General features: G+C 41.6%; 20 protein-coding genes and 1 riboswitch. Of the genes, 5 read left to right on the top strand and 15 right to left on the bottom strand.

Going from position 1 to position 25254, the window contains the following annotated elements:
* Positions 1–182: 182 nt before the first annotated feature.
* The 3 genes from MHB41_RS02405 (at position 183) to MHB41_RS02395 (ending at position 2463) form a co-directional block, all read left to right on the top strand.
* Complete coding sequence (locus MHB41_RS02405) at positions 183–1460, top strand: Nramp family divalent metal transporter (RefSeq protein ID WP_098677669.1); 1278 nt, start codon at positions 183–185, stop codon at positions 1458–1460.
* 71 nt (positions 1461–1531) lie between these two features.
* Positions 1532–2101, top strand: a complete 570-nt coding sequence (locus MHB41_RS02400) for a GNAT family protein (RefSeq protein WP_034283978.1) — start codon at positions 1532–1534, stop codon at positions 2099–2101.
* Between the two features lie 98 nt (positions 2102–2199).
* Positions 2200–2463 (top strand): hypothetical protein, encoded by a 264-nt coding sequence (locus tag MHB41_RS02395; protein ID WP_008346966.1) that lies wholly within the window; start codon positions 2200–2202, stop codon positions 2461–2463.
* 40 nt (positions 2464–2503) lie between these two features.
* On the opposite strand, the gene MHB41_RS02390 is transcribed toward MHB41_RS02395, so the two are convergent.
* From MHB41_RS02390 to MHB41_RS02325, 14 genes are all read right to left on the bottom strand, one after another.
* On the bottom strand, positions 2504–2728 hold the full coding sequence (locus MHB41_RS02390; RefSeq protein ID WP_034283982.1) for a hypothetical protein: 225 nt from the start codon (positions 2726–2728) through the stop codon (positions 2504–2506).
* Between the two features lie 346 nt (positions 2729–3074).
* A complete protein-coding gene (locus tag MHB41_RS02385) occupies positions 3075–3551 on the bottom strand; it encodes a DUF2247 family protein (RefSeq protein WP_034284336.1) in 477 nt (158 codons plus the stop codon).
* 4 nt (positions 3552–3555) lie between these two features.
* Positions 3556–5148: a T7SS effector LXG polymorphic toxin gene (locus tag MHB41_RS02380; protein ID WP_340900258.1), complete on the bottom strand. Its 1593-nt coding sequence runs from the start codon at positions 5146–5148 to the stop codon at positions 3556–3558.
* Between the two features lie 192 nt (positions 5149–5340).
* Positions 5341–7062, bottom strand: coding sequence for a pyruvate oxidase (locus tag MHB41_RS02375; RefSeq protein ID WP_034283856.1), 1722 nt, complete (start codon positions 7060–7062; stop codon positions 5341–5343).
* Between the two features lie 67 nt (positions 7063–7129).
* Entirely contained in the window at positions 7130–8956 is a 1827-nt protein-coding gene (locus MHB41_RS02370) for an APC family permease (protein WP_034283853.1), read from the bottom strand.
* Between the two features lie 112 nt (positions 8957–9068).
* Positions 9069–9213: riboswitch (cyclic di-AMP (ydaO/yuaA leader) on the bottom strand.
* A gap of 69 nt (positions 9214–9282) precedes the next feature.
* Positions 9283–11370, bottom strand: coding sequence for a cellulose biosynthesis cyclic di-GMP-binding regulatory protein BcsB (locus tag MHB41_RS02365; RefSeq protein WP_061110672.1), 2088 nt, complete (start codon positions 11368–11370; stop codon positions 9283–9285).
* A gap of 4 nt (positions 11371–11374) precedes the next feature.
* On the bottom strand, positions 11375–12643 hold the full coding sequence (locus MHB41_RS02360) for a glycosyltransferase (RefSeq protein WP_024427352.1): 1269 nt from the start codon (positions 12641–12643) through the stop codon (positions 11375–11377).
* Positions 12636–14348 carry a DUF2334 domain-containing protein gene (locus MHB41_RS02355; RefSeq protein ID WP_046313945.1) on the bottom strand — a complete coding sequence of 571 codons (1713 nt, stop codon included), beginning with the start codon at positions 14346–14348 and terminating at the stop codon, positions 12636–12638. Before MHB41_RS02355 ends, MHB41_RS02360 begins: the two co-directional genes overlap by 8 nt.
* Positions 14338–15189: a diguanylate cyclase gene (locus MHB41_RS02350; RefSeq protein WP_046313943.1), complete on the bottom strand. Its 852-nt coding sequence runs from the start codon at positions 15187–15189 to the stop codon at positions 14338–14340. Before MHB41_RS02350 ends, MHB41_RS02355 begins: the two co-directional genes overlap by 11 nt.
* A complete protein-coding gene (locus MHB41_RS02345; protein WP_340899322.1) occupies positions 15170–16252 on the bottom strand; it encodes a glycosyl hydrolase family 8 in 1083 nt (360 codons plus the stop codon). The genes MHB41_RS02350 and MHB41_RS02345 overlap by 20 nt, the downstream gene beginning before the upstream one ends.
* A gap of 197 nt (positions 16253–16449) precedes the next feature.
* Complete coding sequence (locus tag MHB41_RS02340) at positions 16450–18636, bottom strand: DNA topoisomerase III (RefSeq protein ID WP_041116726.1); 2187 nt, start codon at positions 18634–18636, stop codon at positions 16450–16452.
* A 72-nt stretch (positions 18637–18708) separates the two neighbouring features.
* Positions 18709–19764 (bottom strand): tartrate dehydrogenase, encoded by a 1056-nt coding sequence (locus tag MHB41_RS02335; protein ID WP_061110670.1) that lies wholly within the window; start codon positions 19762–19764, stop codon positions 18709–18711.
* Positions 19765–19862: 98 nt separating this feature from the next.
* Entirely contained in the window at positions 19863–20786 is a 924-nt protein-coding gene (locus MHB41_RS02330) for a DMT family transporter (protein WP_061110669.1), read from the bottom strand.
* Entirely contained in the window at positions 20776–21603 is an 828-nt protein-coding gene (locus tag MHB41_RS02325) for an AraC family transcriptional regulator (RefSeq protein ID WP_061110668.1), read from the bottom strand. The genes MHB41_RS02330 and MHB41_RS02325 overlap by 11 nt, the downstream gene beginning before the upstream one ends.
* Before the next feature lie 153 nt (positions 21604–21756).
* On the opposite strand from MHB41_RS02325, the gene MHB41_RS02320 reads away from it, so the two are divergent.
* Positions 21757–22431: a GntR family transcriptional regulator gene (locus tag MHB41_RS02320; RefSeq protein WP_061110675.1), complete on the top strand. Its 675-nt coding sequence runs from the start codon at positions 21757–21759 to the stop codon at positions 22429–22431.
* Positions 22432–22560: 129 nt separating this feature from the next.
* Positions 22561–22857 carry a DUF3817 domain-containing protein gene (locus MHB41_RS02315; protein ID WP_340899327.1) on the top strand — a complete coding sequence of 99 codons (297 nt, stop codon included), beginning with the start codon at positions 22561–22563 and terminating at the stop codon, positions 22855–22857.
* 61 nt (positions 22858–22918) lie between these two features.
* Here the strand turns inward: MHB41_RS02315 and MHB41_RS02310 are convergent, their stop codons facing one another.
* Positions 22919–25168 carry a hypothetical protein gene (locus MHB41_RS02310; RefSeq protein ID WP_267542880.1) on the bottom strand — a complete coding sequence of 750 codons (2250 nt, stop codon included), beginning with the start codon at positions 25166–25168 and terminating at the stop codon, positions 22919–22921.
* Positions 25169–25254: the final 86 nt, after the last annotated feature.

Raw genomic sequence — 25254 nt, 5'->3', positions numbered from 1 at the left:
AAGGCGGTGTTTTTTATGTTGCTCGTTGACAAGGTATCTATTTTTTTCACTTACATATGATAAACAAACCTATTAGTTCAGATAGTTGACTTTTCATGAATATGGGCATATGATGATTAAAAATTGCATCAAGGAAACTTTTTGTGCCCAAGCAAAACTTTGTAGAATCTAGGTGATGACATATGACAAACAAATACATCGAGGCACAGGCACACATGTCAGCGGCAGCTGAGCGTGCACTTGAAGGTAAGGTCAAAGGATTTAGAAGGCTTCTTCCTTTTCTAGGCCCTGCTTTTATCGCTGCCATTGCTTATATTGACCCAGGAAATTTTGCCACCAACATTGCGGCTGGCTCTAAATATGGATATCTCCTTTTATGGGTCATTCTCATATCAAATCTCATGGCTTTGCTCATCCAATCCTTGTCCGCAAAGCTTGGAATAGCGACAGGTAAAAACTTACCTGAAATCGCACGTGAAGAGTTTCCAAAACCCGTCTCCATCGGTTTATGGATTCAGGGCGAACTCGTCATTATTGCCACAGATTTAGCCGAGTTTATCGGGGCTGCACTTGGTTTATACTTGCTTTTTCGGATCCCGCTGCTTGAAGCATCCATTATTGCAGCCATCGGATCATTTGCGATTTTAGAATTGCAAAGACGGGGATATCGCGCATTAGAAGCCGGCATCACCGGCATGCTATTCGTTGTCGTGATCGCTTTCGCTGTGCAAACCTTTGTCGCCAAGCCTGATATGGCAAGTGTCGCAGGCGGGCTTTTCATTCCAAAATTTGATGGTGCAGATAGTGTGCTGCTTGCAGCTGGAATTTTAGGTGCCACTGTGATGCCGCACGCGATCTATTTACATTCAGCATTAACCCAAAGGAGAGTCGTCGGCAGAACGGAAAAGGAGAAAAAACAGATTTTCCGCTTTGAGTTTTTAGATATCCTTATTGCGATGCTAGTCGCTGGAGCCATCAATGCCAGTATGTTGATTGTGGCAGCCGCTTTATTTTATAAAAATGGTCTCTTTGTTGAAGATCTGGATGTTGCGTTCCAGCATTTTAGCACACTCGCAGGTCCTGTATCAGCTATCTTATTTGGTGTAGGACTGCTTGTAGCCGGACTATCAAGCTCTTCTGTCGGTACATTGTCAGGCGATATCATTATGAAGGGTTTTATTCAATACCGGATTCCGCTGTATGTCCGCCGGCTGATTACTATTATTCCCCCTATTGTGATCATTGCATCTGGGGTGAATCCGACATCTGCACTTGTGATGAGTCAGGTGGTCTTATCCTTTGGTATTGCCTTTGCTTTAATTCCGCTCATCTTATTTACAAGTAAAAAACGAATTATGGGCGAATTAACGAATGCCCGCTGGGTAACAGGAATATCTTGGGTGATAGCAGCTCTTGTTGTCGCACTCAATCTCTTTTTAATTGTGGATACGTTTATGTAAAAGACAGTAGTGATGCTGTCTTTTTCTTTTCATATGGTTATGGTAAAATTCCCCTGAGAGGATGTGGGCACATGTTTTTTTATCAGGATCAAGAGATAGCTATGCGGCTGCTTGAGCCAAGAGACGCAAGAAGTCTATATTTGCTCATCCAGCGGTCAAGAGAGCATTTACGTGAATGGATGCTTTGGGTGGATTCAACGAAAACAGAGGAAGACAGCATGGCGTTCATTCAAGGCGCAATGCAGCAAGCCTTGCAGAACAACGGTTTTCAAGCGGGCATCTGGTCACATGGAGAGCTTGTCGGGATCATCGGCACCCACCAAATTCATTGGATCGACAGGACTGTTTCAATTGGCTATTGGCTCGGAGAAGGCTATCAAGGAAAAGGCATCATGACAAGAGCGTGCAAAGCAGTCATTCATTATTTATTTGAAGATTGTGGACTGCACCGCATTGAAATCAGGGCTGCTGTCGATAACCTGAAGAGCAGACGCATCGCAGAGCGTTTATCCTTTTCGCTTGAAGGCATTTTGAGACAATGTGAATGGCTGGGCGACCGCTTTACGGATCATTGTGTATACGCCCTTTTGCAGCCTGAATATATGAAAGAAAAAACGCATTCTATGAATCAGCCCACGTAATTGTGTCGATTGCATGAATTATTTTACAAAGTGAAGCTTTGTAGTATCGGTTGCGATCAGCATCTGATAAAATAGAAGGAAAAATCGAGGTATGAAGTATGTCTCTTATTATTTTATTTTACTTATGGATTGTCCCTTTATTATTTGGCATTTTCTTCTCATTCTTAACAAAGAAAGCCACCTACAAACGCCGCTTTGTCCCATCATATAGCATGGCAGGACTCAGCATCGTTTTTCTCATTCTGGCACTTGTCTTTTCAGCCAGCCATTTTCTATTCATTTGCGGTATGTTCCTATTTGCCACAACCCTTGTCGGCACAGGCATTCCTTTATTTTTAGCCTTTACAAAAACACCATCATAAACAAAAACCACCTTTTCGCAATGGAAAGGTGGTTTCTTTTTTATTGATTTGGCATTCTGTAAGTCACAGTGGCATCTTGATTGGCTTCAATCGTTTTCACAATGTCTTGAAGGACCTCTGCTGCACGATCGTTTGAGTCATACTTACCGAGCGTCTTCACCCAAGTATCGCTTCCTGCGATCATCCCTTCAATCTTTTTGCCGGCTACAGTGACTTCGTGGACATGAACGAAACTTTGCTGGTTTTGTGTGAAAATCCATAGCATGGTTTTAGCTCCTTTTTATTGGTTTATTTTAACATATTAATTTCTGACTGGAATGAAATGGCTTGTGCAGGTAAAAATCAAGGTGACTGTTTCATTCAGGTTTGTTGTATTTTTTAGCATCTTTTTAATTTACCGTCTATCATAATCGTAATTCCTTCTACGAGTTCACCAGTATTTTCATTTTCAAACTTCTCAGACAGGATGCTTATTTTATGGTCACTCATTGTTTTCTCCTCAATTGCTTTCTAACAAATCTACTTTATTTTTTATCATACCAATCTCTTTACCAGCAATGAATGAAAGAAAACGATGGACCATTAGTCCATCGTTCTATTAAACTCTCTAGTTATAAAATCAATTCCTTTTCATCTTCTAAAAACTCTTCTACAAGTTCTTTAATTGTATTTTGTGAATCGTGAGGGTAATAAAATGCGTCTGAAACTTTTCTAAAAAAATCATACATATTTTCGGGCGTATGAAAGATTGAAAAAATATTTTCAATTTCTTCAAATATGTTTTCATCAGTTGAATTAGTATAAACCTCTTTCATAGTGCTATATAGCCACTTATGATACTCTCTCTTCATGTCTTCCGATGATTTGTCAGAGACTATGCTCTCAAGTATATGATCTACTTTAACTTCTTCTTGTTCCCAAGCTAATTCAAGGATTAATTCATTGTTAACATTAGGGTTGTTTTCTAGATATTTAACAGCATAGTTTGTTACTTCTATTGCCGAAATTAAATTAAACTGTCTACCAACAAACAGTGTAGACCAGTTACAATCAAAACCATTTTTCGTGATTATATCCGTTTTATACAATTTTCTATTTCCCCCATTGATTTATTTTTCCTGTCACTTTGCCACCAGGTATAAAAGTTCTATGGGTTACTGTATTCGTTGTTGGATCTACCACCCATTCAAACACGCCATTCCTTATTTCTTTCGACTGTAACATTTCAGGGGCGTTGTTCTTTACTTTTACATATTTGGTTTCGTACTTAACCACCGAGCCCTCTATTTGATACAACGAATCCATATGGCCTTTTCTATTTGGTAAATCAAATCTCTTAGAATGAACTGCGTAGTTGTCAATTATATCATTAAAGCTATGATAAAAATCATCTTTTAATGCACTACCTACTCGTGGATTATCTAAAACTGGATGCTTAAGTTCTCTCGTACTCTTAATGCCCATCTTCCCATGAAACCCTTTAGCCCCAAACGGCAAAAGCATCCCCAGAGCCGCGTTCATACTCGCTTCCTGCTGTTCTTTCGAGATCTTATTTCCAAACATGTCTCGGCCTGTGATCGCTTCGCTGAAACCGTTGGTGGCGGTGAGACCATATAAGCCTTTTTGCGATGTTTTTAAGGCGTCAAAGGATTTTTGTGATGTCTTGTAAATATCGACCGCCCTGACTGCGGCTGATGTGGCTTGGGTCGTTTTATAGACAGCTTTTCCGCCTTTGAAAATACGGCCTGCCCAGCCGACGCTTGGGATGTAGCCTGCGGCTGCCATGCCGCCTGCCGCGACTCGCTGGCCTGCGGTGAGTTCCTCGCCCGTGATTGGATCAACGCCTGTTGCTGCACGTTTTGCATCGTTCACACCTGTCAGTTCATTGACAATATTTCCACTGTAATCGAGGGCTTTTTCATACCAAGGGCGGTTGGCGAGTGCTTCTTGTTCCTTTGCGATCTTGCGGGCTTCTTCTTGTTCTTTTTTGATTTTCAGATATTCAGCAGTTTGCTTCTCAATATCGCTCTTTGCCTTGTAGATGTCGCTATTTTGATACGCTTTCTTGTCAAAATTCATAGGCGAAATCGCTTTTCCGTCATTTGTCGCATTGATCATTTCAGCGTACAATGCCATTGTAGCTTGCTGTTCCGTCTCTGACAAAGCATATTCATCTTTTAAATTTTGATCAAGCTCTCTCAGTTCTTTGACCGTTTTTTTTCGTTCATCTTCCGCATCTTCTATTTTTTCATCAAAGGTTTGGCTATCAAATACCTCTAGGGAAATGAGGTCATCAATGTCTTGAAAAATCGTTTTGAGTGCCTTTTTTTGATCCTTTACAATGCTTTTGGCGTTTTTGATGCCCATATGTACTGCGTTGTCTAAAAAGTGTTCCTCTATAAAGGTATCGCCGCCAAAGCTCGTATCATCCAGTGTCCCAGAAACACCTTCATGAAAGGCTTTTTGTTTATCAATGAAGCTGATAAACATGTCTACATTTCCAGCGAGCTCTTTATAGAAACTTTTAATATTATCGGCACCTTTCCCAGTGAAATCATCACCGAGGTTGGCAACACCTTGTAATGCCTTTTTTAAATCTACCATTTGTTCGCGGAGTTCTTGATAGTGTTTTGCCCTTGTGTCCATGGCACTTGTTAGTGCTTTTGCATCAAGTATCTTGCCCAGAAGAAGTCACTCCCCCCATTATTGATCATAAAGTCTATTTTACCTTTCTCAGCGAATTGGAAAAATAGGCTTTAAGTTACAAAAATAATTTCCATATATTTTTAGAGGAAATAAAACAAGTGATAATTGAAATGTTTTTTCCTTTCATTAAAAAAAGTCAGTCCTCTTTTGAGAGGACCGACTACATTTTGTTTAGAAAAAGCGTTTTAAACTTTTCTTGAGTGGAGGGATATCCAGCTCGCCTTTTTCGAAGAATTTTTTCAGTAAGTATTTACTAAAACCAGCTGCTTGTGTGTACGTAATTTTCCCAGGTAACGGCGGTTCATTGGTGACAGCAACATCAATAATGACGGGTTTATCTGATTGAAGGGCTGCACTAAAAGCTGGAGCTAGTTCTTCATGTGATGACACGGAGATTCCTTTGCCGCCGCATGCTTCTGCGAACTTAGCAAAATCAATATCTTCCAGCTCTATACCATAATTGATGTTTCCTTTTACCTGTTGTTCATATTCGATCATTCCAAGGTTGTTGTTGTTTAAGATCACAACAACGATCGGCAGTTTATATTTTACCGCTGTCACAAAGTCTTGCATGACCATTGTGAAGCCACCATCGCCGCAGACAGCAACCGCTTGACGATTCGGTTCATTTAACTTAGCAGAGATCGCTCCAGGCAAACCACAGCCCATTGTGGCAAGCCAGCTGGAGATGATGAAATCCTGCTGTTTCATTTCAAAATGGCGTGCCATCCATACGGTCACATTCCCTACATCAACAGAAAGAATGGCGTCGTCTTCAACTGCTTCTTCTAGTCTAGCAATGACTTGCTGCGGTTTAAGCGGTGATGTGGCAACGGATTTTTCCTTATCCATTTCTTCCCGCCATTTCATCATATGCTCTGTACAAGCTTCAAGGAAACCACGCTGCTCTTTATATTCAATGTAGGAGGTCAGTTCCTGCAAACCACTCTTGCTGTCACTCACGATTCCTACGTCTACTGGATATCTTTTACCGATTTGATCTGGTTTAATATCCAGTTGAATGGCAGGTGTGTCCTCTGGTAAGTAGTCTCTATATGGAAAAGAAGTTCCAAGCATAATTAAGAGGTCACACTCTTCCATTGCTTCATAAGCTGGCTTCGTTCCAATTTGACCTAGGTTTCCTAAAAAGTATGGATGCCTGTCTGGCACAACCCCTTTTGCAGGAAGTGTGATGACGATAGGTGCAGCAGCCTTTTCTGCAAATGAAAGAAGCTCTTCTTTTGCATTTCGTAATCCTTTACCTGCTAAGATGACCGGCTTCTTCGCATTGTTAATTAGCTGTGCTGCCTTTAGCAGTTGATCTTTCTTTGGCCGTACCTCTCCCTCAACATAAAGAGGAGATGTATAAACTGGCTTACGCTTAATTTTTTGAGAAAATAAGTCATCTGATACGGTGAGAACAGCCACCCCTTTATGGGTATAAGCTGCTTTAATGGCTTGATTCAATAAATCAGGCAGAGCTTCTGCTGTTTGTACCTGCTGATTAAAGACAGCGACGTCGTCAAACATCCGCTCTAATTTGATTTCTTGGAATGTGTCTCTTCCTACTTCATTCGACGCAACCTGCCCTGCAATTGCTAAAACGGGTGCGCCATCTGCTTTTGCATCGTATAGTCCATTTAATAAGTGGACAGCACCCGGTCCAGCGATGGATAAGCAGACACCGAGCTTACCTGTTAGTTTGGCATCAGCCGCCGCTGAGAGTGCCGCCACTTCTTCATGTCTCGTTTGTATAAATTGTATTTGGCTTGATTCATGCCTAAGCTCTTCAATCAATTCGTTTATGCTGTCGCCGGGCATTCCATAAATATGTTTTACGCCCCACTCTTCCAGTAGCGCTGTTACTTCTTTTCCTGCGGTTCTTTGCGGCATGTGAGAAAACTCCTTTTTTCTTACTCCATACCACCGCACCCTTTTGATCAAACGTTTCAACTTGCTGCTACTTTTTAAAATGATATGGAAGGGTGGCGACCACAATATCCCGTTTCCATAATAGACGGAACCTTAATAAAAAGGCAGATTGGTTATGCAAGATCGTATGCCATCTTTTTTTCGGGATAAATTGAGGCACGAGCACCATCACTTTATATTGATGCGCATTTGCTTTTGCCTCAACCGTTTCAAGAAATTTATCAAGCGGATGAATAAGACTTCGATAAGACGAATGCAATATCACAAGCCGCACACCGCTGTTCAGTTTTTCCCAATCCGCTTCAATTTTCTTATCCTTTTCTTTATCAAAGGATACATGAACTGCTATGACTTGATCTGATAAGGATTTTGCATATTGAACAGATTGCTCGACGACACGTGTTACACCGGCAATTGGCACGATGACCACATTTCCTTTAATCTCAACAGGCTCTGTTTCATTCATTAAACGCAGTTGTTCTCCAACAGACAGATAATGCTTTTTAATGGAATGAAAGATCAATAGCACAATTGGCATGAAAACAAATACTGGCCATACAAGATGGAACTTGGTCAAAATGAGAATCATGAGAACGGTGAAAGAAATCAGTGCTCCGACTATATTGATAGGCATTTTCGTTTTCCAGCCCTGCGGTTTTTCACGAATCCACTTCACACACATACCGGTCTGTGACAACGTAAATGGAATAAATACACCTACAGCATATAGCGGAATGAGGTGTTCCGTTTTCCCATCAAACAACCAAATGAGCAGCATAGAAGCTACACCTAAAAAGATAATGCCATTAGAATAACCGAGTCGATCCCCTCTTACAGTAAACATGCGCGGCATATATTTATCCTTTGCTAAGTTGACCGCCAATAAAGGAAAGGCGGAAAAGCCTGTGTTTGCCGCTAATATCAAGATTAAAGCTGTGACAGCTTGAATGACATAATAGAAAAATGTACGTCCAAATGTATCTGATGCAATTTGTGATACAACCGTTTCTTCTGGCTTTGGTGAGATGCCAAAACCAAACGCAAGCAATGTCACGCCAACAAATAATACAGCTAGTAATCCACCCATCATCAATAATGTTCTCGCTGCATTTTGTGCAGCTGGTTTTTTAAAGGATGGAATGGTATTTGAAATGGCTTCTACCCCAGTCAGTGCAGAACAGCCAGACGAAAATGCTTTTAATAAAAGAAACAATGTAATGCCAGGTACATGCGTGCCTATCGCTGTATGCTCAGGTGCTGGAGGAACGCCTCCTGTTAATAATTTAAAACCGCCGACTCCAATTAATATAAGGAGTGATATGACAAACAAGTATACGGGATAAGCCAAAATAGATGCCGATTCTGTCAATCCACGAAGGTTGAGCACCATAATCAAGATGACCAATACAATTGAAATCAGCACATGATATGGATATAGTGCCGGAAAAGCCGATGTGACGGCATCGGTACCCGCTGATATGCTCACTGCTACAGTCAAAATATAATCTACAAGCAATGATCCGCCAGCGACCAGTCCTGGTTTTTCACCTAAGTTTCTGCTAGAGACGACATAGGCTCCGCCGCCTTCTGGATAAGCATAAATAATCTGGCGGTAAGATAGAATTAACGCCATTAAAAGAATTAATACACAACCTGCAATCGGGAGTGAGTACCAAAATGCTGCTGCACTAACGACTGAAAGAACTATCAAGATTTGTTCTGTACCGTATGCAACGGATGACAATGCGTCTGATGACAATAATGCCAACGCTTTGATTTTTGATAGTTTTTGTTCTCCTGCTGCCTGTGATTTTAATGGTTTCCCAATTAAAATACGCTTCATCAAACTGTACATGTGATGCCCGCTCCTTTAGTGTCAAACGATTTAAGTTACAAAAGATGGATCGCCAAAAAGACACAGAGGCAATAGAATGCCCCTGCGTCTATTGTTTAGATCACAGGTTGGTCTTTGCTCTCTTTAACGCTTACGAGGTTAGCTGACGGATTCGGGCGCATGAGACTTTGCCCTACCTAAAAAGGATTCACCCCACGTGGTGTCCTGCACCACCAATGGTTCCCCCGCTCATCGAAATGATTCAGCGATTGGTCTTTTATAAAAGAGATCATACTCCCGTTTAACACCAAAGTAAAGACATTTTTTCAAGGTCTTTTGATCGTTTATCAATCAGTCTTTTTGCGGTTTTTTCGCACGAAATAAATAATCATCACGACCACAAAAATAATCAGTGCAGCGATACATGCAAAGTAAATCCAAGAATCATTGATGCCTTGCTTTTCATCTTTTGGGAGATCATTTGTTGTGCTGCTGACCGTTTGATGATTAGAGAACATGTCTTTGTTTTTGCTCTCGATTGCAACTGTTGCCGTTTCCGTATTTGTTTGCAGGAAATGAATCACTTCATGTGAAAGATCAGCGTCAGCTGCATTCATTCCGGAAAAGACGGTCATTGTTTGTTCTTTATTCCATACAGATGGCTGCGTCCATACAATACGAGCAGTCGTTTCATTGATCATGCCAAAGGAGGATACATCATACTGATCCTTTTTCACTGGAACGATGAGATCGTCTGCCTTTTCTTTTAAAAGAGAGAACGTTTGAATGCCCCCGATGAAAATGAGAGAGTGATCTTTCAATTGATCATTTGTCACATTTGAAGCTTCGATCAAATGATATTGGGCAGCTTCCGGCTGACTAAATGATTCTGTCAGCATCGCCATTTGATTGATCGTTTCTTGCTTGATTTGATCTGGCATGATGATCAATGTTTTTCCTTGCTGCGTTTTTGATGTGAAAGGAAGCGGCCATGCAGCTAAATCCGGTGTATCACTAGTCGTCCCTTCTGGTATTTGAAGAGAGCTGTTCTTATCAATGTAAATCCAGCCTTCTTCATCCGTATGTCTGCAGGCTTCCATGTTTTTAAAGCCTGTAGTAACAAATTGCAAATCAATATATTCGTTCTTTTGGAGTACTTGTGAATCTACTGGAATTGACACATGATAGAATCCATTCTCATCTTTGTTTCCTAGTTTTGTTAACGGTACGTCGTGCGGTTCGTTATTGATCATGACTGTTAAGCGTTCCGCTTTGTTCGCTGTATCAGATTTTTTAAATGATAGATTTAGTTTAGCTCCTGATTTTTGATGAGCGATCAATGCCTTTGGATAATAGTAATGATCAGATGCCGTCTTTTTGGTTCCAACCGTGACATCATCACCACCAAAATCTTTTAAACGAATTTGATGAGATGGTTTTGATGTTTTAACAGTAACCTTTTGAAGGAGTAAATCTGTCCCAGTGAGCTGACCTGTCAGTTCTGGTTGAGTCAGGACATTGATTTTTTCAGCAATTGTTTTTGGCTGCTTAGCAGTGACAAATAAAATGGGCTGTTCTTTTTTCTTTCCTGTCAAGGTTCTCACCGCTAACGTGAGCTGATCGCTTGCTGTTTTCATCTTTGCAGCTTGCTCGATCGATTTCACTCGTCCATCCCAGTTTCCTTTTGCTCCCACAGCAATGGTTGGATGAGCGATTTGCTTGAGGTCCTTTTCTTGGACGAGTTTGAGGTCTGCTTGGCGGTCTTTGTTTTTCAACGTCCGGTATACTTTCATAGCCGCTTCTAATTCAGCTGCTTCCGGTGAATTTGGAATCACAATATCTGTTTGTTCTTTCTGATCACCTGTTTGAATGAAAAATGAAGGGAAGCTGTCTAACGTCACGTCTTTCGTTTGAGTTCCTTTGAAATCCAGCTCACTTTCAGGATATACTTTCAGCCAATTGGCAGGTGTCTCTTGGTTGATACACACACCTTCTTTTAACACGCCATAAAATGTGAGCTGAATTTGATGAGAACCTTTTTTCAATTGCGCTTTGTTCAATTTGATTTGAATTGATTTCTTTTGATTTTTCCCTGATACGGGAATGGTCTTTTCAATCTCTCCATCAATCATGACTGTGAACGAAGATGGCGAAATAAGTAATGGTGAAGCCTCTATATTTAATGTAAGGGTGCTAGACTCAACTTTTCCTCTCTCTATTTGATAGGAAAATTCAGTGCGGTCTTCTTGTCCATACAAGGTTACTACATCTTCTGATAATGCTTGCGTTTCCGTTTGACTTCCTTTAGATGAGCGAATCCAGTCATCTTTCACTTGTACTCGATTTGATTGCGCCATTGCTTGACCCGCCATGAAAAAAGGCTGAATGGCAAGGGATATCATCAATATAAAAATCATCCATTTTACCGATTTCAATTTGTCACCCGCTTTTCTTTTGTTGTTGATCGTAACGCTCAGTTTTGTACCATTTCACTTCTTGTTTGAATAAACGGCTCTTTGCCTCTACACATAAGGAGTACACGACTAGCGCAATCCATACTTGAGAATAAGTGAAGTACATGAGCGCCACAATGAGTATATTTTGTTTGGTGAGCTCTGTTTTCTCAATACTTAGTGTAATCATCACTTCTGTTAGAAAGAGGAAGAAGGCCAATCCCCACAGGATCAGTGCAACAGCCCCTACAGATAAGTGAAGGTCAACAAATAGGTTCACGATAAAGATGCCATTTGAGAGCAGGACACCGAAGAAAAATAAGAAATACGTAAAGAAGAAATAAAACAAATCAAAAATCATTCGTTTTCGTTTCAGCTTCATAAACTGTTTCAAAAATTTGAGGACAACATATTGATTGCCTCGAGCCCAGCGCGTTCTTTGCCGCCACCAGACCTTCCATGTCTCAGGCTCTTGTTCCCATGTAATCGCAGCTGGGAAAAATCGAATGACATAGCCAAGGTTATAGACACGGATCGTTAATTCGGTGTCTTCAGCCAACGCATGAACATCCCAGCCGCCAAGCTCTTCTAAAATGTGCCGGCGGATGGCGAAGTTGGTGCCCGGTATTGTCGCAATGCCAAACCACTTCCATCTTCCGCCTTGCGCCATCCATTGAAAGCAGATGGTCTCAATATTAATAAATTTGGTCAGCAGATTTTTGGCTGCATTGATGACCCTGAATTTCCCGACAACAGCGCCTGCCTTTGGGTCATTCAATAAACCAAGAACCAAATGATAGACGGCCTTTTGTTCAGGCATGTTATCTGCATCGTATACGCAGATGACTTCTCCTGTTGAAGCCTTTAAGCCTTCATTCAGTGCAGTTGATTTTCCCTTTCCTGCAAATGGCGGTTTCGTTTCAATCATATGGACATGATCATATTGCTCACTGAATGACTGCACGATGTCCCCTGTGCCATCGGAGGAATTGTCATTAATCACAATGATTTCAAGGAGATGTTTAGGATAGGATAGCTGGACCATTGCTTTTAGCGTTTGCCGAATGACAACTTCTTCATTATGAGCAGGAATCAGAATGCTGACGGTCGGCAGTTCTTTCCCTTGTTTCGTCCATTCAGGCAGCACTTTTTCGTAGGTCAGGTAGTGCTGAAAGCCGCCCTGCATGAGAAACATGTGGTATAGGAGCATGATCCAAATCAGTATTAATGAAAGATAAAATAAGACATCAGCCACCTAATTTTCTCTCCTTAAAAATACGTTTTTTCATTGTCAGTCTTAAATACAATGTGTAAAAAGCAAATGCCGCAATAAACAGCATCACCACGACGGTGAGAATTCGCAGCATATTTTCCATGCCGCTTCGTTTAACTGTTGTGGTTTCCGCTCTATTGGATTGTTCTACATGAATATGTCCATCCCCTGATGTTTTGATCTGTACATGTGGTGTTTGGACTGTCTGTTTTGTTTTCTTTAAATCCAGCCATTCACTAGAAGGAATTGCATCCATCTGCGTCATCAGATTCTGCAATCCAGCTATTCCGGATTCCACATCATAGGACAGCCCGATTGCGGCTGATTGAAGATGCTGGATGGATTGAATCTTTTGTTCTGTTAAAATATTTGAACCTTCTTCGTCAGACGCTGGCTCTACTGATTGCTGAGGATATAAAGTCATGCCATGAAGCATGTCGGGTTTCGTCACGAGCGGCGGAGCACCGGCTGTTTTCCAAGTATGATCCGACAGCTGTACCTGTCCAAACAGACTGGACACATGCCTTGATATCACTTCGTAGCCTTGTTGAGATATGGCATCATGCGGCACCTCGAATGCCAGTGGATAGAGACCTTGCTGCGCAAGAAACTCAATGCCTTTTGTCAGTTTTTCTTCTGTATAGATGGTTTCTTGCTGCTGATTCGATCTCGTATAAGCATGGAAGTCTTTTTCATTCGAAAAATGGCTTTCACTTTGCTTCTTCTCAGCTTTTTTAGGGTCATTTGACGTAATGGACTGATCATTCTTTGCATCCCAGAACTCAAAGTCCTGACCAGAATCCTCCGTGCGATACGTACGGCTAAATCCATGGAGAATGATGCTGGCTCCATCGCTTTGCAATTGTTTTAACACTTTTACAAGCTTCGGGCGGTCACTCAGTGTCACTTCATCGCCTGTTGTTCGATCCACCCAAACAGGGGTTACCGCTATTAGAAACGGAATATGCTGAGTGGATACGTATTGTCCAAGCTCAAGCAGCTTCTTTTCGTCAGTGACAGGACTGATGTTCCCAAGCCTTAAGTATTTTGTGGTCAGTTGATTAGAAGAAGGAAGGCGTTTTTCTAGCACTTCTGCAAGAAGCTCGCTGTGCTGCACGACATTTAGGATTCCAATATAGGCGGCACCTTCCTTTGTTTGAATCACAAATGGAAGATCAGCTTTATGTTTTTTCAATAGAAATTCCCTTTGCAAGTCTGCCCCTTGAACCGTTAACGCACTGATCCTTTTCTCTAGCTGACGGTATGCTTTATCATCTGTATATTTGATTTGACTCGTGTGATCTTGTTTGTGAAAAGTAAGCGCGGAAAATGGGCGCAGCTGTTCAGCATTGTATCCAATGGCTATGATCTTCTGTGCTTCGTTCATTACACGAATGGTCTGTTTTGGTAAGGTTCTCTTTATTTCCCCTAGATAGATGACTTGCTGAAATTCGCTGATCTTCTTTTCAGCCAAATGTTCATCAGATACAATCGTCGTCTGTTTGGAAAAATGTCCAGCGAGTAGATCCAGCATATGCACTGCTGGAGTCGCTTCTCCTGAATCTGTTGAATAAACGATCAGGGTATCTGGCTTGGCAAGAGCGTCGGCTGAAGCCATGTATTGAAACGAAAGAATCAAAAAGAGAGCAATCATCAAGCAGCATTTCATCAAAGAATTAAAGTTCATTCATCATCATCTCTTTTTCTAGTTCTTCTAAAAATTGTTCTGGCGTGCGATAATCCGAACTGCTTGTTAAATGACAGACATGAAATGTCAAGGTGACTTCACGGCCGTTTAACAGCACATGCTTTTTCAATTTATCCTTTAGCTTCTCAAGGACGACAGAGACATTTTCTTCTGGTGTGTGAGTAAGCAGCAGGCCTATTCGTTCTTCAGATAATCGAAATTTCTTATCGGTTTCTCTGACACTTTCGCGAATCTTGTTACTTAATTGCTGAAATAGGTGCTGCATTTCTTTTTCTCCATATAACGATTTGAATTCTGCTGCATAATGAATGTGAAGAAGGATAAATACGAATGGCTGTTTGTAGCGTTCTGCCCGTTTCATTTCCTCAGACAATTCCAGCCTCATCCGTTCTGCATTGTCAAATCCAGTGGTGGAGTCAATCGCCACAAATTGTTTCATAGCCTGCTTTTGTTGTTCAATGGTTTGCCGCATCGTCTTAATCCGCTCATGCAAGCTTCCTGCTGAAATCGCGAAAAAGAGGAGGGCTGCGCCCCAAATCACCACATCTTGCAATGTTTGATTGGTAAAGAAGGGGGTTGTGTGGCCAAGCTCTGTAAAGAACATAGCACTTCCTATAAAGAACAACATCAGCAAGGTAAAAATTAATGCTGGTAAGATGCCAAATAAAATCCCGCATCCTAACACGACAAAAGTCAGTGTGATCATCAAAAAGCTCTCTGCATCATGTACGCCAAGGTAGCCCATAAACAAAATAAGACCTGCAAACGTGAGGAGCAGAGAATAATATAAACGATACGTATTACTGAATAACCGATTCATTAAAAAGCTCCCTTTCTGCAATGAGAGGCAATAAATTGTCAAATGAGTGTGTGTCTTTTTCGTTCATGTACCCTCCATAATAATCCTTGAGAGGATCTTGAATTTGTAATTCTTTCATGCGGTCATACACCTCTTTTGCGAATTCCGGTTCGTTTTGTTTAAGAGCATACAAGATGACCAGCGCATATACAGAAGGCGATTCATACGTCACTGCTGGCTGCAATGTGCTCAGTTTATATCTACCGTACAATTTTCCTTCTTTTGTAAAAGTCGTTTTAAGCCATTTCATGATCGCGGACGTATTCACCTTTGCACGATCGGCATGTAGAGCCGTATAGAGTTGATCAATCATATTGATTTCTCGATCAAATGAATAGGCTTTTTTCTTTATGTCATAGGATTTAGGAAAGAATCCTTTTTTTCTCGGTGCTTGTTTTAGAATGGCCAATTGGTTACTCGTCATTTGTTTCGTGAATATTTTGAGGGATTCCAATTCTTTGATTGCTTTTGGGTCTAAATATGAGAGTGTGATTGTGTGTGAAGTTCGATTTGTTGATGCATCATAATAATCGGACAAGATGCCTCTATACATATTTTTGTCTTTTAACGCTTGTGCGATTTCTTTTGCTGTTGTTTGATACGCTGTATTCTTCCATAAACGATCTGCCTTTTGAAGTGCCGCCACTACCCGTAAATCATCAACTAGAGCATTAGCCTTACTTTTTTGATCAGATTCGATTTGCCAGCTGAGAAGATGATGGTCTAGTAAAAATTCATCTTGCAGGACACCAAATTGTTGGTCAAACGAATTTTGGTCTTTTTTTCGAACAAGATAATCCATCCAAAGCCCCAGCGATTCGGATAAGTAGATGTGCTGCTCTGCAAATGAAGTGCGGATCAAGCCTTGATCTGTCATGAGGTGATGAGTAATAAAATATTCTCCGGGCAATACTGGCTGTGGTGATACTGGATAAGCTGATTCCGTCTGCTGATTCCAGGTACATCCACCTAGTAGAATGACAATGAGTAAAACAATACCTATGCGATGTATGGGTGTATCCATTCGTGTCCCCTTTCAACTCCCGTTCTCTTAGCATTCTAACGATTTATTATAGATTGTTTCTGTTTAAATTTAAATAAATATTTTATACCAAATTACGAGTCTTTTCGCATAGACATTCCCATTTTCAGAAAAACAATATGTCGATATGCTTGATTACATTGGAAAACCCATGCGTTTCCGCATGGGTTTTTATAATACTATTGATCTAATTTTAATTTCTTTAATTGCTCAGCCAGTGCGTTATTGATTGGTTCTTCCACTTTCTTTTGTTTCTTCATATATTTAGACACATCGTGCTTACTGGCTTTCTTTTGATTGGATTGTGATTTGCGTTTTTCGAAAACAGACAGTTTTTCTCTATGGCCGCACACACAAGCAAAGATTTTGCCATCGCCTTCTCCGCGCAGCTCGAGCTTTTTATGACAGTTCGGGCAGCGTGCGTTTGTTTTCTTCGCCACATTTTTACGGTGGCCGCATTCTCGGTCTTGGCACACGAGCATTGTGCCATGTTTTCCGTTTACTTTCAGCATCAGTTTTCCGCAGTCCGGACAATGGGTGCCAGTGACATTGTCATGCTTAAAGGTTTGGTTCGTTTGTTTGATTTCAGATACGGCTTGTTTTGCATAGGACTTCATTTCACTCATGAATTGAGAAGCCTTCAGCTGTCCTTTTGCGATTTTAGAAAGCTTTTGTTCCCATTCCGCTGTTAACGCAGGAGACTTTAAGTCTTCAGGCACTAAGGAGAGCAGCTGCTTCCCTTTCGATGTGATGAAAATGTCTTTGCCCTTTTTCTCAATTAAGAAACTGTTAAACAGTTTTTCAATGATATCGGCTCTTGTGGCCACTGTCCCTAGTCCGCCTGTTTCACCAAGGGTTTTCACTAAATCCTTTTCCTGATTCTGCATAAATGCAGCTGGGTTCTCCATAGCAGATAGCAGGGTTGCTTCATTAAAACGAGCAGGAGGTTTCGTTTCTCCTTTTGTTTCTTTCAGCTGGCGTACTTCAAGTGATTGCCCTTCGGAAAGTACCGGCAGATGCTGATCTGCTTCGGCTGATTCCTCGTCTTCATAGGATTCATCGTACACAGCTTTCCAGCCGGCTGATTGCACAGTTTTTCCTTTTGCTGTGAATGTTTCACTGCCTATTTTGGCGATCACCGTTGTTTCCTCGTATTCAAAAGGATTCATGAGTACAGCAAGGAATCGTTTGGCAATCAGATCATATAATTTACGCTCTTTATCACTTAATGCACCAGGATACAGTTCTTCCTCGGTTGGAATGATCGCATGGTGATCTGACACTTTTGCATCGTTGACAAAGCCTTTGTGTGCTTTCACGCCTGATTGTAAAATGCGGTTCACATGCTGAGCGTACGGTCTGACATTCATTCCTTTTAATCGATCTTTTAATGTAGGAACGATATCCGCTGAAATAAATCGTGAATCTGTACGCGGATATGTTACAAGCTTATGCTGCTCATACAACCGCTGAAGCGTAGATAATGTTTCTTTTGCTGAGAAGCCGTAGCGTTTATGCGCATCACGCTGCAATTCAGTCAAGTCGTACAGCCCTGGAGCAAAAGCTTTTTTCGCTGTTTTTTTCAATGCATCGATCACTGCTGGTTTTCCTTTGCAGCCTGCCAAGCGCTCTTTTATGACATTCTCTTGGAATGTGCGGTTTTGCTTTGTTTTGGCATCCTGCCACGTCAAGGTAAGTCCATCTACTTGTGCAGTCATTCCATAAAACGGCTTCGGCTGGAATTGCTGAATGTCTTCTTCTCGTTTGGCGATCATGGCAATCGTTGGTGTTTGTACCCGTCCGCAGGAAAGCTGCGCATTGAACTTGGTCGTCAGCGCTCTTGTTGCGTTGATCCCTACAATCCAGTCTGCCTCAGCACGTGCAACCGCTGAGCGGTACAGATTATCATATTCTCTGCCGTCTTTTAGTCGTTTGAAGCCTTCTTGAATGGCTTTGTCCGTAACAGATGAGATCCATAGTCGTTTTAGCGGCTTTTTCACATGCGCTTTTTCAAGAATCCATCTTGCGACAAGCTCCCCTTCACGTCCAGCATCTGTTGCGATGACAATGTCTTTTACATCTTTTCTTGCAAGCTGTGCTTTTACTGCTTGGAATTGTTTTCCTGTCTTTTTCATGACGACAAGCTTGAGCGGCTCTGGAATGATCGGCAAATCCTCTAAACGCCAGGATTGAAATTCTTTTCCGTAGCCTTCTGGATCAGCCAGTGTGACCAAATGGCCAAGGGCCCACGTGACAATGTATTGATCTCCTTCTAAAAAACCATTTCCTTTTTTATGACACTTCAATACACGCGCTAAGTCACGTCCTACTGAAGGTTTCTCTGCTAATACAACTGTTTTTGACACTAGATTTCACATCTCTTTCTTCTATCCATCCTTTTATTATAGCAGACGTGGAGATGCGGTTCTAATGACGGATTATTTCTTCAAACGCGTGATAATTTCGTTTGTGATTTCTTGTGTTTGATAAGCCCCGCCGATGTCTGCCGTTAAAAAGCCGTCTGCTGTGACTGACTCGATGATTTCGAGCAGGTGTGTACCTAGTTCTTCCTCTCCGAAATGATCAAGCATGAGTTTAGCGGTCCAAATTTGACCGATTGGGTTGGCAATTCCTTTCCCTGCAATGTCTGGGGCTGATCCGTGTACAGGCTCAAACATGGATGGATATTTGCCATTTACATTGATGTTGGCGGCAGGCGCCACGCCAATACTTCCCATAATCGCAGCCCCAAGATCAGTTAAAATATCGCCAAATAAATTGCTGGCAACAATCACATCGAATTTCTCTGGTCTTGTCACAAAGAAGGCTGAGAGCGCATCAATGTGCTGCGAGTCTGCTGTCACCTCTGGATAATCCTTTGCTACGTCTTGAAACACTTCATCCCAAAATGGCATTGTATGAACAATTCCATTCGATTTGGTTGCACTTGTCACATGCTTTCGTCTTTTTTCTGCTAATTGAAAAGCAAAGCGCATGGCTCTCTCTGTCCCTTTTCTGGAGAAAACAGCATTTTGAATGGCAAGCTGATCTTCCCCTTGATAGATGCGGCCTCCGATTTCACTATATTCGCCTTCACCGTTTTCTCTTACAACAAGAAGATCGAAATCCTTTGGCTGAGCAAGCGGGGAGCGAATACCGCTCAGCTGTTTTGCAGGTCTAACGTTAATCACCTGCTCAAATTCACGTCTAATTTTAATCAGCAATCCCCAAAGCGATACATGATCCGGCACTAAATTGGCATCTCCGACTGCCCCTAAGAAAATACTGTCAAAGGCTTTCAGTTGTTCCAATCCATCCTTTGGCATCATTTCGCCATACTCTAAATAATATTCACAGCTCCACGGAAAATCCTGAAAGGTGAAAGACAGCCCGCCATGCACATCTGATATCGCTTTCAAAACTCGGATGGCTTCAGGCACAACTTCCTTTCCAACCCCGTCTCCTGGAATTGCTGCAATTGAAACATGCTTCATTGATTTTTCCCCCTTCGTCATCGGTCGACCGTCGACCATTTAATTCGAGTTTACTAGAGAGTGTCTGTTCTTACAATGGACAAAAGACGCTTTTTTGATCAAAGCGCCTTTTTATCCTGCATCAGCACACGTTTCTTTCTTCCCGTACTTTTTTTATCTGAAAGCAGCAAACCTCCTAAGGTCAGTGCCGTTCCAAGCGCAGACATGAAGGTCAATTTCTCGTGAAGAACGATCATTGAAATGACCATCGTAATAATGGGCACTCCATAAATATACACACTCGATTTCACCACACCGATCGTTTTCACGGAAAAGCTCCATGTCAGAAAACAAATGGCAGATGCGAAAAAGCCTAGAAACAGCAAGTGGAAGGCAAACGATGGATTCGTCAACCGTTCCCAGTCTAAACGAATTTTAAAATGCCAGATCAGTGGAATCATCCATAGCAGTCCGTAAAAGAAGACACGCCTTGTTACCTGAATGATATGGTAGCCATATTGGTTGATCATCTTCGATAAAATGGAATAGAATGCCCAGACGATGGTAGCCGTTAAAGCTAACGCATCACCGAGTGGATTCAATTGAAACGTGGTCATTCCATTCATGCTGATCAGCACGATTCCCGTCATTGCGATGAAAAAGCCTATGAAAAACCGGCTGTGCAGCGGCTCATCTTTTAATAAAAAATAAGACAATAGAAAAGAGAAGAATGGGACAACGGAGCTGATGACACCTGCATTCGAAGCAAACGTATAAGTAAGTGCGACATTTTCTAAAAAGTAATATAAGACCACACCGCATAAACCTGCCAGCGCAAACATCCCTTCATGCTTTTTATTTCGCACCTTCATGGTGACTGGATAGATGATCACCAGAGCCAAGTACCCTATAAAAAAACGGAAAAATAAAATCTCTGTTGGAGAAAAAGCCGTTAATAATATTTTGGTAGAGATAAAGGTGGATCCCCATAAAAAAATGGTGAACATGGCCGCTAAATGACCAAGCAGCTGTTTATTTTTCATCAGCTGTTACCTGCTTTACAAAAATTTGCTGATACTGCCCTGGCGTGAGCCCAATAAATTCTGAAAAGAAATGACTGAAATGACTTTGATCAGAAAATCCAGCGGAGGCAGCCGCATCTACAGGCTTCACTCCTTGGGCGAGAAGCTCCTTCGCATAGTTCACCCTGATTGTCTGTAAATAACGATACGGCGTGATGCCTCTGAACTTTGTAAAAGCACGCAGCAATGAATATTTGTTCATGGACACAAGCTCACCTAAGTCATCTAACGAGATATTTTCCGTGAGATGTGTTTCGATATATTGCTGTACGTCTTGGACTTTTCGTTCGTTGGCACGTGCGGGTGATGCTTTTTCCTCTGATGTATCAGCATAGGCTTCAATCAACTGTTTCATAAAGAAATAGAAGGTTTCCTGTTTATTCAAAGCAGGCGCTTCTTCTGTGATCATTTGATGTAGATCATATAACGGCTTTGTTCGTTCACTTTGTGAAAACACAGGGGCTTTAAAATGCGGCTTGTGCTGAAAGATTTTTTCCAGCACCTCAGCTTCAATATTTAAGCAGCGATAATCGAGTGTCCTGTGATCAATTTGTTCACATGCGTGATTATCATACGGATTGAAAAGAAGGATATCACCCTTTTCAATGATGTATTCTTGATTTTGGCAGATCAAACGTCTTTGACCATCTTCAATAAATCCAATCACATAATATGTATGAAAATGATTCGGGAACTTTTGCATGATGCCATGAAAGCGATACGCCTCTATTTGCAAGTCTTGATCAAAATGTACAGTTCGTTCCTCTTGTGTGTTCATGTCGATCCCTCTTTTCACTGAACTGATCATTAGTGTAGCACACCCTTTTTCTCTTGGATTGTACGATATTGACTTTTCGATGCAGGCTTGCCTAGAGGGAAAAACTTGGATAACATGAGACAAAAGATGATGAATAAAAGAGGGAATGATGGGATGAATTCATTCGAGATGGAAAGACCAGCACCGTATCACATGCAATTTTATGAACAGCTGAAGCAAATGATATTTGATGGCCAGTTTCAGCCAGGAGAGCGCATCAATGAAACACAGCTTGCCAAACAATTTGGCGTAAGCCGATCACCGGTAAGAGAGGCGATGAGACTGTTAGAAAAAGACGAGCTCTTAATCGCAGATCATCGATCAGGCTATTCCGTCTATACGTTAACAGAAAAAGATGTCGAGGAGCTTTATCAAATTCGGGCGGCCTTAGAAACACTTGCTGTTGAGCTTGCCTGTAAGGAAGCCTCGCAAAGAGAAATGGATGAAATTGAGCAGGTTCTCACGCAGGCGGACGAAGCGATCAAGCAGCAGCTGCCATCTAAAGAGATCGTCCAGTTACATGAAGCCTTTCACCAAAAAATCATTTTGGCGAGTCACAATGACCGCTTATCCAAACAATTGAATCACGTGAATGCACTCATTCACTATTGCCGCATCTTCCATTTTAGCGGCGGGGCTCGTGCTGAAACCATTCAAAGAGAGCATACAGCCATCTATTCTGAAATAAAAGAGCGCCGCTCCATAGAAGCGGTTCAAGCAATGACAGAGCACTTATTACATGATGTTATGCACTTAAAGCAAGTACTCTCTAAAACAAACAAAGAATAAAGGGCTTTTCCCATTTTTTAAGCATTCCATGAACATATTTTGAATTTTTCGTAGATTTTAGCATGTCCAGACGATCTTTCGTTTATATTAGAAGATGAGAAACTAGCTTTTATACAGGAGGATTTGTATATGCATACAAGTATTAGCCGTCTTCGACAGGCGGGTTTTATTGAGGGTATGTCTCTTTTAACCCTTCTTTTAATTGCCATGCCTCTAAAATATTTTGCAGATATTCCGATGGCAGTCACTATTGTAGGCTCTCTTCATGGCGCATTGTTTGTCATCTATATGCTCGTTTTGGCATATGTGACTTTTAAAGTTCGCTGGCATTTGAAATGGTCCATCGCCGGTTTTTTTGCGGCTTTCATTCCTTTCGGTAACTTCGCCTACGATAAGATGCTCCGCCAATATGATACAAAAGCTTAATCAAAAAGGGCTAAAACGACATTCGTTTTAGCCCTTTTTTTCCACGCTGGGGAACGCTTTTTTATATCGATGCATATTTCACAATGGCTGCTTGACGCGTCATGTCGTGATACGCCACCCATAATTCATCACCAGGCAAGACGCTAGTGATTGGATCGATTGGCTGTTTCACTTCATACATCATGCCATTTCTCTCAACCTGAATGATTGCTAACGGCAGATTGCCGATGACGCCAGCAAATTCAACATTGGTCACTTTTGCACTTCCTTGTTTCTCTTGCATGAGACCCATTTCTCTATCCAGCTCTTCTTTTTTTGTCTGGATCGTGATTTGAGTGCCGGCTGTGACCTGCATATGATCAGGGATGAATTGGCTGACCGTTTTTGTGATGGACTCATCGCCGTTTGAAACCGACACATCAAGCTGAATAGGCTTTTGTTCATGGATGGCCACTGGATATTGCTTCACACGCTGAATCGTTCCTGTTAACGTCACATCTTTCCCCGATCGATTCCTCACTTCATAGCCATAGGCTGCCATTTTGAGCTGGCCGTTGATATCGACAAGATCGGCTTTTTCTCCTGTTCTAAATTCAAAACCGGCGGCTTGAATCATCGGAATGATATACGTTTTCTGATCTAATTCAAATGTGAGTGATAAGACGGTGCCTCGTCCTACAGTTCCATATGATTCTATGTTTCTTAAAACAGCGCCTTTGATAAACTTTGGCTCGCTTGGCTGCGAGAAGTCACCCTCTTTTAAGAGCATCGCTTTTTTCTTCTTTGGATCATAGTGAATGACAATACGCTGTCCCGGCTGTGGTATCTGGGTGTAGGATACAACCGTTTTAACCGTCTTTTCTATGCGCTGCCCTTCATATTCAAATTGAAGCCGCATGCTGACAACTGGCTGTTCGTTAATGTAGGTGCCCGTTTCTTTAACAGACACAATATTGGCTTCTAATGTGACACTGTCCTTTATCTTGTTTCTCCTCACCAGTCTCAAAATCGGCGGCAGGAAGATCGCTAGCACAAATAATAATAGCGGGATCAAGATCCATATCGCCCAGTTAAGAATGAGCGGTCCGCCCTTCATAACATATTGCGTAAAGGTATCAACAGACGTTTGGTGGGCCCGACTGGCGTTTTCAATTGAGATGACCTTTTGCAAAGGAAATTCCTTTAGTTCTTTGCTTTTCGTCTCAAATGCACCCGTTAATTGATTGTCAAATGAATAATAGAGCCAGTCGCTCTTCACATTTTTATTGAAAGAGAGCCCTTCTCTTTGTAAAGATTCATATGAAAACGACTGCAAAAGCTTGCTGGCAGACGTCGCCTTATTCGTGCGATGGTTATATATATAACCTGTCAGATTGCCTTTTGCTTCGTCCTTTGCTGTAGAGCCTGCAAGAAGAACTTCTTCTTCATTAAGCTGGTAAATAAAGGTTTGATAAATCGGCTTTGGTGTTGGAACGACTTCCCCAAGCCTTCCCTCTGCATTCACTTTCCTTGCCCTTTTTGGATAGTTAGATTCGACAGCGACTGCAAAGTTTTGTGATGTCCCGATTGTTTTCTCCAGCTGCTGCTCCACTTTATCTTCAATGAGACTGAACGGTTCAGCGTTTTTGGAGACATAAACCCCAAGCTGTTGCTTCTCGTTTGAGATTCCGCTGACATACGCCTTCTGGTCATTTTTCAAAGCCAATTCAAACATAGGAATTGGCGTCTGCCCTCTAAAGGAATTCATGACGACATCGATAGAAACGGGTCTTGCTGGCAGCTTTAGATCGTTTAGATTGTGCACATGAAACTGACCATCCTTCAGCTCACCGATGACTGCAGCGGCACCATCCATTTCTCCTGTAAATACGAGCCGTCCATTCCATTGGTATGTATTCGTTTTTAGAAATGAGGGAATCTGCAGGGTATTTTGAACGAGCTTTTTCTTTTCTCCGCTTGGTGTTAGTTTCTCGATCAACAGCTGCCCGTCTTTATTTTTTAAAGTCAGTAAGAGATTGTTTCCTTGAATGGATGGTAGCATTTCATGAAACGTATCACTTTCTGTGGTCCATTCACTAATTCTTTTTCCTGATTGAGGATCATACATTGCAAAATGGAGCTGCTGGTCTTTTGATACAGCACTCACCACTCGTTTTCCTTCATCAAATGTAAACATTCCTTTGACGTCATACTCTGTTACTTTCCCATCTGACAAATCATCTTGGTAATGGTTCCACACCAAGACACTAAGAATGATCGCTGGAATAAAGAAGACAATATATCTGAGGAAGATGATTGGTATTCTTTTCACTTGATCGCTTCCTTTCATGAGGTTCCTTAAACTTATACGTCAGTACAGCGAAAATGTTTCATGCTAGAAGAATACCATCAAAGCCT

It is taken from the genome of Bacillus sp. FSL H7-0578 (assembly GCF_038630855.1).
Lineage (GTDB): Bacteria > Bacillota > Bacilli > Bacillales > Bacillaceae > Bacillus > Bacillus safensis.
The sequence above is the reverse complement of the archived record's forward strand: the minus strand, read 5'-3'. Positions and strand labels throughout refer to the sequence as shown.